At 62.4% G+C, this 13,065-nt stretch carries 14 protein-coding genes and 1 pseudogene; 11 read left to right on the forward strand and 4 right to left on the reverse strand.

From position 1 onward, the window contains the following. Window positions 1-12 precede the first annotated feature (12 nt). The 8 genes from THECO_RS02745 (at window position 13) to mutY (ending at window position 7,160) form a co-directional block, all read left to right on the forward strand. Window positions 13-1,020 carry a molybdopterin-binding protein gene (locus THECO_RS02745; RefSeq protein ID WP_015253539.1) on the forward strand — a complete coding sequence of 336 codons (1,008 nt, stop codon included), beginning with the start codon at window positions 13-15 and terminating at the stop codon, window positions 1,018-1,020. Between the two features lie 103 nt (window positions 1,021-1,123). Beyond that, on the forward strand, window positions 1,124-1,360 hold the full coding sequence (gene tatA / locus THECO_RS02750; RefSeq protein WP_015253540.1) for a twin-arginine translocase TatA/TatE family subunit: 237 nt from the start codon (window positions 1,124-1,126) through the stop codon (window positions 1,358-1,360). Between the two features lie 66 nt (window positions 1,361-1,426). Then, window positions 1,427-2,230: a twin-arginine translocase subunit TatC gene (gene tatC, locus THECO_RS02755; protein WP_015253541.1), complete on the forward strand. Its 804-nt coding sequence runs from the start codon at window positions 1,427-1,429 to the stop codon at window positions 2,228-2,230. A 140-nt stretch (window positions 2,231-2,370) separates the two neighbouring features. Next, window positions 2,371-2,652 (forward strand): co-chaperone GroES, encoded by a 282-nt coding sequence (gene groES, locus THECO_RS02760; protein WP_015253542.1) that lies wholly within the window; start codon window positions 2,371-2,373, stop codon window positions 2,650-2,652. 137 nt (window positions 2,653-2,789) lie between these two features. After that, complete coding sequence (groL, locus tag THECO_RS02765; RefSeq protein ID WP_015253543.1) at window positions 2,790-4,406, forward strand: chaperonin GroEL; 1,617 nt, start codon at window positions 2,790-2,792, stop codon at window positions 4,404-4,406. Window positions 4,407-4,563: 157 nt separating this feature from the next. Then, window positions 4,564-4,953, forward strand: a complete 390-nt coding sequence (gene acpS / locus THECO_RS02770; protein WP_015253544.1) for a holo-ACP synthase — start codon at window positions 4,564-4,566, stop codon at window positions 4,951-4,953. Between the two features lie 43 nt (window positions 4,954-4,996). After that, the gene (locus THECO_RS20350) at window positions 4,997-5,935 is read left to right on the forward strand and encodes an AraC family transcriptional regulator (RefSeq protein ID WP_015253545.1); all 939 of its coding nucleotides are present in this window, start codon (window positions 4,997-4,999) and stop codon (window positions 5,933-5,935) included. Beyond that, window positions 5,916-7,160: an A/G-specific adenine glycosylase gene (mutY, locus tag THECO_RS02780; protein WP_015253546.1), complete on the forward strand. Its 1,245-nt coding sequence runs from the start codon at window positions 5,916-5,918 to the stop codon at window positions 7,158-7,160. Before THECO_RS20350 ends, mutY begins: the two co-directional genes overlap by 20 nt. Before the next feature lie 111 nt (window positions 7,161-7,271). Here mutY and THECO_RS02785 read toward each other — a convergent pair whose 3' ends face one another. Both THECO_RS02785 and ylbJ read right to left on the reverse strand, forming a co-directional pair. Further along, a complete protein-coding gene (locus THECO_RS02785) occupies window positions 7,272-8,066 on the reverse strand; it encodes an NAD kinase (protein ID WP_015253547.1) in 795 nt (264 codons plus the stop codon). An 80-nt stretch (window positions 8,067-8,146) separates the two neighbouring features. Next, window positions 8,147-9,196 carry a sporulation integral membrane protein YlbJ gene (gene ylbJ / locus THECO_RS02790; protein WP_052835808.1) on the reverse strand — a complete coding sequence of 350 codons (1,050 nt, stop codon included), beginning with the start codon at window positions 9,194-9,196 and terminating at the stop codon, window positions 8,147-8,149. A 192-nt stretch (window positions 9,197-9,388) separates the two neighbouring features. On the opposite strand from ylbJ, the gene THECO_RS02795 reads away from it, so the two are divergent. Next, complete coding sequence (locus THECO_RS02795) at window positions 9,389-9,790, forward strand: globin domain-containing protein (protein WP_015253549.1); 402 nt, start codon at window positions 9,389-9,391, stop codon at window positions 9,788-9,790. Continuing rightward, window positions 9,787-10,488, forward strand: a complete 702-nt coding sequence (locus tag THECO_RS02800) for a DUF2225 domain-containing protein (RefSeq protein WP_015253550.1) — start codon at window positions 9,787-9,789, stop codon at window positions 10,486-10,488. The genes THECO_RS02795 and THECO_RS02800 overlap by 4 nt, the downstream gene beginning before the upstream one ends. Window positions 10,489-10,566: 78 nt before the next feature. Here THECO_RS02800 and THECO_RS02805 read toward each other — a convergent pair whose 3' ends face one another. Next, the gene (locus THECO_RS02805; RefSeq protein WP_015253551.1) at window positions 10,567-10,803 is read right to left on the reverse strand and encodes a hypothetical protein; all 237 of its coding nucleotides are present in this window, start codon (window positions 10,801-10,803) and stop codon (window positions 10,567-10,569) included. 83 nt (window positions 10,804-10,886) lie between these two features. Next, window positions 10,887-11,060: pseudogene (locus tag THECO_RS22125) on the reverse strand (YycC family protein); the annotation flags it as partial. Between the two features lie 113 nt (window positions 11,061-11,173). Between THECO_RS22125 and THECO_RS02815 the strand changes: the two are divergent. Beyond that, window positions 11,174-12,961: a M3 family oligoendopeptidase gene (locus THECO_RS02815; protein WP_015253553.1), complete on the forward strand. Its 1,788-nt coding sequence runs from the start codon at window positions 11,174-11,176 to the stop codon at window positions 12,959-12,961. Window positions 12,962-13,065: the final 104 nt, after the last annotated feature.

Consider the following 13,065-nt stretch of genomic DNA (forward strand, 5'->3'; position numbering starts at 1 on the left):
CGGAGGCGGAGCATGAAGACGAGACTGCGCGAAGTGCCGGTCGAGGAAGCCGTGGGCCTGGCGCTTGCCCACGATCTGACGCAGATCATACCCGGGCAGTTCAAGGGCCGCCTCTTCCGAAAAGGGCACGTGGTCACCGAGGAAGACATTCCGAAGCTGCTGGACATCGGCAAGGCGCACATCTACGTGCTGGAGCTCGGCGAAGGCGATCTCCATGAAGACGATGCCGCGCTGCGGCTGGCCTCGGCGCTTGCCGGCGACGGGATTTCGTTCGGCGAACCGAGCGAGGGCAAGGTGACGCTGAAGGCCGAGCGGCGCGGCCTTGCCGTCCTCGACGAGGCGTTCGTGCGCAGCGTGAACCGGATCGGCGACATCGCGCTCGCGACGGTCCGGCGCGACCAGGTGCTGCAGCCCGGCGGCGCGATCGCGGCGGTGCGCGCCATCCCGCTCATCGTGCCGGAGCGGAAGATCGCGGAAGCCGAGGCGCTGGCCGCGGATTGGCGGGCGCGGCACGGGAGCGCGCCGCTCGCCGTGCGGCCGCTCCGCTCCGTACGCGCCGGTCTGCTCGTGACCGGAGGCGAAGTGTACAGCGGCCGGATCAAGGACAAGTTCGGCCCGGCCGTCCGCGCCAAGCTGGAGGCGCTCGGCTCCACGGTCGCCGAGCAGCGCTTCGCGCCGGACGATCGACAAAGAATTGTCACGGAAATTCACTATTTGCTGGGACGCGGGTATGATATGATATTGGTAACCGGGGGCATGTCCGTCGACCCGGACGATCGGACGCCCGGGGCAATCCGGGAAGCCGGAGCGGACATCGTCAGCTACGGGACGCCGATGCTTCCGGGTTCCATGCTGCTTGTCGGGTATTTCGGAAATGTCCCGATCCTCGGATTGCCCGGCTGCGTCATGCACGATCCGTACACATCGTTCGACGTCCTGCTGCCGCGCATTCTCGCTGGAGACCGGATCACGCGGGAAGAGATCGCCGGCATGGGCTACGGAGGATTGCTTCACGGATAAGCCGGCACCGCATCGAAGGCGCCGGGGCATGCGAACATTCAGCACGGCCGATTCCGCCTGGAGAAGCGGATGGACGCGGCTTGAAGGAGGGAACGACAGACCAATGGTCAGTAGTATTGGAGTGACGGGGTTCATCCTGCTCATCATCGTCGCGTTGCTGCTCTTCGGTCCGAGCAAGCTGCCCGAGCTCGGCAGAGCGTTGGGACGAACGCTGCGCGAGTTCAAGCAGGGCGCGCGCGAGATCGTGGACGACATCGAGCGCGATGAGAGCAAAGGCCGCCTGGAAGCGGGGCGCCCGGAGAATCAGGATTCAGCGGACAAGAAGCGGCTTCCGGAATAACCGGAATACGCTTTTTTTATGGAAGATGATGCGGATTTGAATGGGCCTGAAGGAGGAGGACAGGCATTGGCGGATCACGGCGTTCGGCCCGCGGGCGGACCTTACGCTCCCAAACCGGACGAAGAGAAACAGATGAATCTGCTTGAGCATATCGGCGAACTCCGGCGCAGGTTGATTTACGTGCTGGCGGCGCTGTTCATCGGACTTGTCCTGGGACTGCTTGCCGCCGAACCGGTTTACGATTATTTGATGAGTGTCGAGCCGGCCAGCAAACTGACCGAACTGCATGCGTTCTCGCTGTGGGACGGCATCGGCATGTACATGAAAATCGCTTTCGTGGTCGCGCTGCTGATCGTGCTGCCGTTCGCGTTCTATCAACTGTGGGCGTTCGTCAGCCCCGGCCTCAAGGCCCGCGAGCGGAGAGCGGCGCTCGGCTATGTGCCGCTGGCATTCGTCATGCTGGCGGTCGGGCTGGCGTTTTCCTATTTCGTTGTCTTTCCGCTGGCCTTCGATTTCACCACCCATGTCTCGCGAAGTCTCGATCTGGAGGAGACCTACGGGATCGCGCAATATTTTTCGTTCATGTTCAACATCATCGTGCCGATCTCGCTGCTCTTCGAACTGCCGATTCTCGTCATGTTTCTGACGCGGATCGGCATTCTGAACCCCGCGCGGCTACGCAAAATGCGCCGGTACGCTTATTTCGGGCTCATTTTCGTCGGCGTGCTCGTGACGCCGCCGGATTTCATCTCGGACATGCTTGTCGCGCTGCCGTTGATCTTGCTTTATGAATTCAGCGTCTACATGGCATCGTCCGTCCATCGCAGAATGCAGCGCCGGGAAGGGCGTCTGAAGGAAGACGAAAACTGAAATTTTTTGCGGTCCCGACGTCGGATCTCCCCTTGCATTGGAATATCAACTTGAGTATTATAAGAGTTGGTTGTTAGCACTTGAGCAGGTCGAGTGCTAACCTGCAGCATATCTTTCATGACGAAGGAGGCTCATTTTACATGATCAAACCTTTGGGTGACCGCGTACTGGTCGAACCGATCGCAAAAGAAGAAACGACTGCAAGCGGCATCGTTCTGCCCGACACGGCGAAAGAAAAGCCGCAAGAGGGCAAAGTCATCGCCGTCGGCAAAGGCGCTTACAAAGACGGCGTGCTTGTCGCTCCCGAAGTGAAAGTCGGGGACCGCGTGCTGTTCTCGAAGTACGCCGGCACGGAAATCAAATATGAAGGCAAAGATTATCTGATTATGAGAGAAAGCGACATCCACGCGATCTTCGAATAATCCGGATCGCCTGGATTCCCATGCATGGGCCGCTTCGCGGCCGCATATCCAGCGGATTTCGATCCGCTGTCCGGATGCGCACAGCATCGTACATCCGCAAGTCGATACTGAACGGTTCAAGGAGGTAATTACGCATTATGGCCAAAGACATCATTTTCGGTGAAGACGCCCGCCGCGCGATGCTCCGCGGTGTGGACGCGCTCGCCAATGCCGTGAAAGTGACGCTGGGTCCGAAGGGCCGCAACGTCGTGCTCGAGAAGAAATTCGGCAGCCCGCTCATCACGAATGACGGCGTCTCGATCGCCAAAGAAATCGAGCTCGAAGATCCGTTCGAGAACATGGGCGCCCAACTGGTGAAAGAAGTTGCCACGAAGACGAACGACGTTGCCGGCGACGGCACGACGACGGCTACCGTTCTGGCCCAGGCGATGATCCGCGAAGGTCTGAAGAACGTAACGGCCGGCGCGAACCCGATGGTCATCCGCCGCGGCATCGAAAGAGCGGTCAAGACGGCCGTTGAAGAGCTGAAGAAGATCGCGAAGCCGATCGAAGGCCGTCAATCGATTGCGCAAGTTGCGGCCATCTCCGCAGCCGACGAAGAGCTCGGCCAGCTGATCGCGGACGCCATGGAGAAAGTGGGCAACGACGGCGTTGTCACGGTTGAAGAGTCGAAAGGCATCCAGACGGAACTGGAAGTCGTCGAAGGCATGCAGTTCGACCGCGGCTATACGTCCGCTTACATGGTGACGGACACGGACAAGATGGAAGCCGTGCTCGACAACCCGTATATCCTGATCACCGACAAGAAGATCTCGAGCATCCAGGAAATTCTGCCGATACTCGAGAAAGTGGTCCAAACGAGCAAACCGCTGCTCATCATCGCGGAAGACGTCGAAGGCGAAGCGCAAGCAACGCTCGTCGTCAACAAGCTGCGCGGCACGTTCACCTGCGTTGCGGTCAAGGCGCCGGGCTTCGGCGACCGCCGCAAGGCGATGCTGGGTGACATCGCGGCGCTGACGGGCGGCCAGGTCATCACGGAAGAACTCGGCCTCGACCTGAAATCGGCGACGCTGGATCAACTCGGCAGCGCGCGTCAAGTCCGCGTATCGAAGGAAAACACGATCATCGTGGACGGCGCGGGCGACAAGAAGGACATCGACGCTCGCATCGCGCAAATCAAAGCCCAACTCGAAGAAACGACGTCCGACTTCGACCGCGAAAAACTGCAAGAGCGCCTCGCGAAGCTGTCCGGCGGCGTAGCCGTCATCAAGGTCGGCGCGGCTACGGAGACGGAGCTGAAAGAGCGCAAGCTGCGCATCGAAGACGCGCTGAACTCCACGCGCGCTGCGGTTGAAGAGGGCATCGTGTCCGGCGGCGGCACGGCGCTGATCAACGTGTACAACGCGGTTGCCGCACTGAAAGCCGAAGGCGACGAGCAGACGGGCATCAACATCGTGCTGCGCGCGCTCGAAGAGCCGGTGCGCACGATCGCGGCGAACGCGGGCAAGGAAGGCTCCGTCATCGTCGAACGGCTGAAGAAAGAGCCGGTGGGCATCGGTTACAACGCGGCTACGGACGAGTTCGTCAACATGTTCGAAGCCGGCATCGTCGACCCGGCGAAAGTTACCCGTTCCGCGCTGCAAAACGCGGCTTCGGTTGCGGCCATGTTCCTGACGACCGAAGCGGTCATCGCCGACAAGCCGGAGAAAGAGAAAGCAGCTCCGGGCGGCATGCCGAACATGGACATGATGTGATCGGCATAGTCTCAAGCCGACAATCAGAAGGCCTCTCCTCGCGGGGAGGCCTTCGCTTTTTTATGCTTTTCGGGGACGTTTTGGCTTGACACAAGAACTGCTATAATAGAGTGAAATATTTCAACCGCGGCGCGATGAAGGAGTGGAGGCGGCTTACGTGATCATCGGCATCGGACATGATCTGGTGGAGATCGCGCGGATCGAGCGGATTCTGCAGGGGCATACGGCGGAAATGTTCATCCGGCGCATTCTGACGGAAGAGGAAATCGCGCTGGCGCCGGCCGGAGGCAAGCGGCTGGCGGAATACGCGGCCGGACGGTTCGCGGTGAAAGAAGCGGTGTCGAAGGCGCTTGGCTGCGGCATCGGGGCGGCGGTCCGTTTTATCGATATCCATGTGCTGCCCGACCGGCTGGGAAAACCGACCTGCACCCTGTCCGCCCGGGCGTGGGAACGGCTCGGACTGGACCCGTCGGCGACCCGCATCCATGTGACGATCACCCACGAACGCGGTTTCGCATCGGCGTTCGCCGTCGCCGAACGCAGATGAACAATCGGAAGCATCAGACAATCCTGAAATTCTGGGAGCGACTATGGAACGAATTTATCGGATCATCCTGGAGCAGCATCTGAGAAGACTGAACGCAGAAGTGACGTTGGCCGCATGGAGTTCCTTCGCTCCCGGTTTCAGCCTGGGGCATTCGCGGCCTCACGGCTTCCGGCTCGTCTATGTCAGCAAAGGCACGGGTTGGATTGAAGTGAACGGAAAGCGATACGGCACCAGACCGGGCTGCCTGTCCCTGCTGCCCGCCGGAATCGAGCAGTCGTGCGGCGTGGCGGGGCCGGAGCCGGTCGAAGCCTATTGGGTCCAATTTGACGCCAATCTCGGCGATGCCGAGTTGATCGATATGCTGAAGCTGCCCGTCTGCGTCGACATGTCCGGGCACTCCGACATCATCCGGCTGTTCGAAGCGATGGTCGATGCTTACAACGACCGGTCCATCACAAGCGTGCTGCGCTCGAAAGCCGCGTTGTACGAGGCGCTTGCCTGCTTCCTCGAACAGTGCCAGGTGGATGAGGGAGCGTTCGGCAACATCGATGATTACGTCAAGCTGGGGAAGGTGCTGGACTACATCGACCAGCATCTGGCGGAGAATCTGACGCTCGAAGAACTGGCGAAAATCGCTTATCTGCATCCGAACTATTTCATCAGCCTGTTCAAAAATTTGATCGGCTACCCGCCCATCCAGTACGTCAACTTGCAGCGGCTGGAGAAGGTCAAGAAGCTGCTGGAAGAGACCGATATCCACATTGCCGATATCGCCGCTTCCGTCGGGATGCGGAATCATTATCTGTCCCGTCTGTTCAAGCAGCACACGGGCATTTCGCCGACGCGCTACCGCAAGCTCTACGGCGAACGGAAGGCGATGGCGGACCGGGCCGCCGCGAAGGGCGGGCGGATTTCGGAAGTTCAGGCCGCGGCGGCTGACGCCGGCACAGGGGGAAGCGGATATGAGCAGGGAGAAGACTGAAGCGGCTGCCGCTTTTTTCGCCGCGGAGCTGCTGAACTGGTACGATGCGAACAAGCGCGATCTGCCGTGGCGGCGGGATCGGGACCCCTACCGCATCTGGGTATCGGAAGTGATGCTGCAGCAGACGCGGGTCGATACGGTGATTCCGTATTATGAACGGTTTATGGAGCGCTTCCCGACGGTGCGGCATTTGGCGGAAGCGCCGGAGGAAGAGGTGCTGAAATGCTGGGAAGGCCTCGGCTACTATTCGCGGGCGCGCAATCTGCAGGCGGGCGCGCGGCAGGTGGTCGAGCTGTACGGCGGCGTCGTGCCGGACGACAAGGCGGCGATCTCGTCGCTGAAGGGGATCGGCCCCTACACGGCAGGCGCGATTCTGAGCATTGCCTATAACAAGCCGGAACCGGCCGTGGACGGCAATGTGATGCGGGTGATGTCGCGGTATTTCCTATTGGAGGACGACATCGCGAAGCCGTCCGCCCGGACGAAGATCGAGCGGCTGGCGGCGTCGATCATTCCCGAAGGGCGGGCCGGTGATTTCAATCAGGCCGTCATGGAACTCGGCGCGCTGGTCTGCACGCCGAAGTCGCCGGGCTGCCTGCTCTGCCCGGTGCTCGCGCAATGCGCCGGCCGGGCCGCCGGACGGGAGCGGGAGCTTCCCGTGAAATCGAAGGCGAAGCCGCCGCGCCCCGAGCTCCGGCTTGCCGCCCTCGTCGAGGGGCGGGGCGAGCACGCGGGCAAGGTGCTTGTCCGGCGGCGGCCGGACAGCGGGCTGCTCGCCCGCATGTGGGAGCTGCCGCATATGCTCGCGCCGGATGAGGCGGCGGCGGTGGAGGCGGGGGCCGGGCACGGCCGGTTCGATGCGCTCAGCCGAGGGCTCGCGGAGGAGGCGGGGCTGCTCGTCCGCCCCGAGCGGCTCTGGACGGAGGAAGAGCACGTCTTCAGCCATATCCGGTGGAAGGTGGACGTGTATCTCGCCGAATTCGGCTTTTTCCTGGAAGGCGGGCGGGAAGCGGCCGCCGGCGCCGTCTCCGAAACAGTCTCTGAAGCCGCCTCCGAAGCTGCATCCGGCGTTGCCGCCGAAACCGGCGCGCCGTATGGCGGGCGGTCGTGCGGGGAAGAGCCGCCGGACGGCTGGCTGTGGATCGGCCCCGGGGACATGGCGTCGCTGGCGTTTCCGAATGTTTTTCTCCGGATATTGAACGATTACTTCGCGCGGCGGACGTGAAAACAGCCGGGAGAATGCTCCCGGCTGTTGTTGGCAGGGGCTGCCTCGCAATATGGTGCAAATGATGCACCAGATTTTGCCCGGTGCGGGTCCGCCCGGTTCAAATGCAGCTCACGGCTCGACGAGGAAGGCGTCGCGCACCCTTCGCCAGAACGGAAACGGCCGGTACCGGGCGAAGCAGATCTTCTTGTCCGACACGGTGCACCGCAGCGAGCGGATGTCGTTCCGTTCGATGGTGATGTGGTCGACGACGAGCGCCAGCCGCTGCGACTCCTTCGCGGAGACGATGTCGCAATGATGGTGCTTCGGCAGGACGACGGACGAACCGAGCGTCCGGTAGACCCGGTTGTTGATCGACGCGATCTCGGCGATCTGCAGCGATTCGATCGACGGGTGGATGACCGCCCCGCCGAGGCTTTTGTTGTAGGCTGTGCTGCCGGACGGGGTCGACACGACGATGCCGTCGCCGCGGAACATCTCGAACAGCTCGTCGTTGATGTGGATGCTCGCGACCAGCGTGCCCTCGACGCCTTTGAGTGTGAATTCGTTCAACGCCAGGTACCGGTCGCTGCCGTCGGGCGTGTTCGATACGACTTCGATCAGCGGATAGCGGACGTACTGCGGCTTGTCTTCCGCCATTTTCATAACCAGCGTGTCCAGCTCATGGGCCTGCCAGTCGGCATAGAAGCCGAGATGGCCGGTATGCACGCCGATGAAACTGACCTGGTCGAGCAGGTGGACGTATTTGTGGAACGCCTCCAACAGCGTGCCGTCGCCGCCGATCGAGATGACGATGTCCGGCTGGTGTTCGTCCGGCGTGAACCCCTGGGCCGCGGCCAATGTATGGAACCGCTCGGACAATTGTTTCGAATGGTCGTCGCCCCGGTCTATCACGACATATCTCAACGGACAGTCTCCTTCCGCATCATTCTCCCTCGATCATAGCGAAAAATGACGCGATAGACAAACATGCCCGCTTCATCCGGTCAAGGTCCGAGCATCCCCCACAGCAGATAGACGAGCGCGAAGCTGATGATGCCGTGCGCCGCTCTGGCCGCAAGGAACGGCGGATAGCGGATATCCGTCGCGCCGATGATGCTGGCGATCTGCGCATGCACGGACAGCCCGGCCCAGGACAGCACCCACGCCGCGGCGGCCGCCCGATGCAGCAGCGTCGCGTCCGGTTCTCCGGCCGCTTTCGCGCCCAGCGTCACTTCGAACAGCCCGTTCGCGAATGCGGCGGACATTTGCGGCGGCAGTCCGGCCGCATGCAGGAACGACTGCAGCATGCCGACGAGCAGATCGAGGACATTCGCCCGGGCGAGCAGTTCCATTACGACGGAGAAAAAAACGACCAGACCGCCCACCACGATGTTGAGCCGCAGCGCCGAACCGATCGCATCCTGCAGCAGCCGGCCGAACGGGCGGCCGTCGGCCGTCCGGGCTTCATGCATGGCGGTGAGCGCGGCGGGCAGCAGCCGCGCGCCGTCCTTCGCGGCGGCGCGGGTGACCGGTTCCCGCCGTCTGTACTGGCGGAAGCTCAGCCCGATGATGAGAGCGCCGCCGTAGTGCGCGGCCGCCAGCAACGGCGCCAGGGCGGCCTGGTGAAAGAAGCCGACCGAGACGGCGCCGATGAGGAAGATCGGGTCGGACGTCGTCACGAAAGCGACGAGCCGCTCACCCTCCGTCCGGCTGATCTGTCCCTGTTCCCGCAGCCTGGACGTCAGCCGGGCGCCGACGGGGTAGCCGGAGATCAGTCCCATCGTGACGACGAAGCCCGCGATGCCGGGCAGACGAAAGACGGGGCGCATCAGCGGATCGAGCAGCGTGCCGAAGAAATGGACGACGCCGAAACCGAGCATAAGCTCGGCCATGACGAAGAACGGGAACAACGCAGGGAACAGAACGTCCCACCAGACGGCGATGCCGCGCAACGACGCGCTCAGCGAAGCGGCGGGATGCGCCGCCATCAGCGCGGCCAGCAGCAGACAGCCTAATGCGGCGAGCGGAGCCGGCCGCACCAGGAACCGAACCATTCGCGCCACTCCGCTTCCCTCCCGCAAGTGGACTCCTTCTCATAGATATGCTTGTCTGCCGCCGAACATTCCCACGGAAATGACGCCGGGCATCGACGGGCCATCCGGCCTGTCGATATCCCGTCCAAAGTATGGTATAATGCTGACTGTACTACTGAAGTGTTGACATCTTGGCGTTTGGAGTGAAACACAATGCTGCGTGAATACGGCACCCTGTATGACGCGATCGGCGGAGCGCCGGTTCTGCGCCGCATTGTCGAGGCTTTCTATCCGAAGGTCCAGGCGCATCCGCTGCTTGGACCGCTGTTCCCGGAAGACATCCGGCCTGTCATGGAGAAACAGTTCATGTTCCTCAGCCAGTTCTTCGGCGGACCGCCGTTGTATTCGGAAGCCTACGGGCACCCGATGATGCGCGCCCGGCATCTGCCGTTTCCGATTACGCGCGAACGGGCGGACGCGTGGCTCGATTGCATGCGCCGCGCTCTTGAAGAAGTCGGGCTTGCGCCGGAGCTCAGGGCAATGATGCTGGAGCGGTTGTCCGGTCCGGCCTATCATTTTGTGAATACGGTCGAACAAGGAGAGGCTGAGTCATGATCGATCCTTTATTCCAGGTGAAGGTCCAGTGTCCGTGCTGCGAGAACACCTTCTCCAGCTCCCGCGTCCGTCCGAGTTTCCGGAAGGTGACCCGCACCGATTCAGACTTCTGCAGCCACTATCGGGACGAAGTCAATCCGGATTTCTACGTCGTGCGCGTGTGCCCGAACTGTGGTTACGCATCCACCGAGAATTCGCTGCAGGAACTGACGCCCAGACAGAAGGAATTGTACAAGAACCGCATCGGCAAAAGCTGGGTGCGTCGCGATTACGGCGGACAGCGGACATGGGAAGAGGCGCTCGACTGCTACAAGCTGGCGCTGCTCTGCGCGCAGACGGTGGGAGACAAGGATCGCGTCATCGCCGGTCTTCTTCATCATATTGCCTGGATGTACCGGCTGCGGGATAACCAGGAGCAGGAGCGCCGGTTCCTGCGCTATGCGCTGGAAGCGTACATCCGCGTGTACGAACTGGAAGGCGTGAACATCGACAACGCGCGGCTGATGTATCTGATCGGCGAGCTTTACCGCCGGCTGGACGAGCCCTATGAGGCGGTGAGATGGTTCTCCCGCGTCGTCAACGACAAGCGGATCATGGACGCCGGCATGATCAAGGCTTCGCGGGAAGCGTGGCAGAATATCCGCCAGGAGATGTTGGAGAAGAAGATGGAATTGCCGGACGAGGTCGAGCTGCTGTAACCGAAGCGAGAGATCGAAAAAGCCGATCGATTCCGCATGCGCGGGATGATCGGCTTTGTTGCATTTGTCCGGGCGGTTTCATTTTCCGCGCAGCACGGTGTCGGTCAGCAGGTAATCCGGATCGGCGTCGATGACGATCACTTTGTTGCGGCAGCAGGGGAACACGAGCAGTCTCCGGCGTCCCGTGCGGATGTCGTCCAGATCTTCCGGGCGGATCGGCAGAATGACGTTGCCGGTCTTGCAGAACGGGCACTCCTGCACATAGAGGTCGCCCATGATCCGATCATACGGCCAGGTGCGTTCGAACGGGATCATCGCGATTCGTCCCCTCCGGGCTTGTCCGAAGCTTCGGAGTTCCGTCCGGCAGGAGGTCCGCTCTTCGGATCTTCCGTCCTGTCGCTTGCCTGTTCCCGGTCATTTTCCTGGTTTTGCGCCTGCTCCTTCGCGGCCATCTCGGCCAGCTTCTGCAGCAGAATGTGGCGAGGCATATGCATCAGATGCTCGAGCGGCACGCCGAGATACTTGGACAGTTTGATTGCGGTGTCGGGAGAGATAGGCCGCGGTCCGGGCATCGGATGTCCTCCTTCAGCGGGCTGAAGCCGCCGGTCGTGGTATAATTAAGGTTATACTACAACGTCAGCGGCGGCAAATCAATGCGCGGGTTGGGAAAGGAGCGTGTCACGGTATGGAAAAAACAGAAATGCGTTGGAGTCTGGAGAATATTTATCCCGGCGGGGCCGAATCCGGGGCGTTCGCGGCGGAGCTGGAAGGCCTTCAGCGGGATATTGAAGCGTTCGAACGTTCGCTTCGCGATGCGGAGGATGCGCCGGTGACCGCGGACCGGCTTGAGCAGTGGACGCAGGCTGCGCAATCGATTCTGGCGCGCCTCAGGGAAGCGGAATCGTTCACGGCCTGCCTGACGGCGGCCGACGTGAACGACCGCCGGGCCGCCGCATTGGATGACAGGGTGAAGAACCTGGCTGCGGCTTATCAGGCGGCGCTGACGCTCTATGACCGCGTGCTGGGCGCGGCCGATGAGGAGACGTGGAACGGCTGGCTGTCATCCGGAACCGGTCCCGGAGCGGCGGCATTCTATGTGGCCGAGCGGCGTGAGCGGGCGAAGGAGAAGCTGCCGCCCGAGCAGGAGGCGCTCGCCGGCGATCTGGCGGTGAACGGCTACCACGGATGGGGCGAGCTGTATCATACAGTCGTCGGGCGGACCCGTTTTCGGGCGGCGGATGAGACGGGAGAGACGAAGACTTATTCGGCGGGGCAGATGCAGAATCTGCTCTCGCACGGCGACCGCGGCGTGCGCCGGACGGCATTCGAAGCCTGGGAAGCGGAATGGGGGCGCCAGGCCGACCTGTGCGCCGAGGCGTTGAACCGGATCGCGGGCTTCCGGCTCAAACTGTACGGCCGGCGCGGCTGGAACAGCGTGCTGAAAGAACCGCTCGACATGAACCGGATGCGGCGCGAGACGCTGGAAGCGATGTGGGCGGCGGTCGACGAGAGCCGGCCGGCGCTGGTCCGGTATCTGAACCGCAAGGCGGAGCTGCTCGGAGTGGAGCGCCTCGACTGGCACGACGTCGAAGCGCCGATCGGCGCATCCGCGCGGACCGTGCCGTATGGGGAAGCGGCCGCGTTCATCGTCGACCGATTCCGGCAGTTCAGCCCGGACATGGCCGCTCTGGCGGAACGAGCGTTCCGCGAGCGATGGATCGAGGCGGAAGACCGCGGCGGCAAGCGCCCCGGAGGCTTCTGCACATCGTTCCCGATCGCCGGCGAGACGCGCATCTTCATGACGTATTCGGGTACGGCGTCCAACGTCTCGACGCTCGCGCACGAACTCGGCCATGCTTACCATCAGCATGTCATGAACGATCTGCCGCCGTTCGCGCAAGAGTACGCGATGAACGTCGCCGAGACGGCGTCGACGTTCGCCGAATGGATCGTGTCCGATTCGGCGGTGCAGGCGGCGTCCGATCCAGCGGAGAAGCTGGCGCTGCTCGATGACCAGCTGCAGCGTGCCGTCGCGTTCTTCATGAACATCCGCGCGCGGTTCCTGTTCGAGACGCGTTTCTATGAGCGGCGCAGGGAAGGCCTGCTGTCCGCGGACGAACTGTGCGCCTTGATGGAAGAAGCGCAGCGGGAAGCGTATGCCGGCGCGCTCGGCGTGTGGCATCCGCATTTCTGGGCGTCGAAGCTGCATTTCTATCTGACGGACGTGCCGTTCTACAATTTCCCGTACACGTTCGGCTTCCTGTTCAGCAGCGGCATCTATGCGCGGGCGGCGGCGGAAGGGCCGGCGTTCGCGAACCGGTACGCCGCGCTGTTGCGCGACACCGGCAGCATGACCGTCGAGGATCTGGCCTGGAAGCATCTCGGCGTCCGGCTGGACGACATGGCCTTCTGGCGCGAAGCTGCGGCCGTCCCGCTCAAGGACATCGACACGTTCCTGGCGCTGGCGGAGTGAGCGGGCGGGGAGTTCCCCGCCCCTTCTCATGAGTGAAAGCACGAACCGTGTCGCCGGCACCCTCCATTTACATAAGCGGAGCGGTTCCGGCCCCCTCCGGCCCC

Origin of the sequence: Thermobacillus composti KWC4, assembly GCF_000227705.2 — a bacterium.
In the GTDB taxonomy this organism is placed as follows: domain Bacteria; phylum Bacillota; class Bacilli; order Paenibacillales; family Paenibacillaceae; genus Thermobacillus; species Thermobacillus xylanilyticus.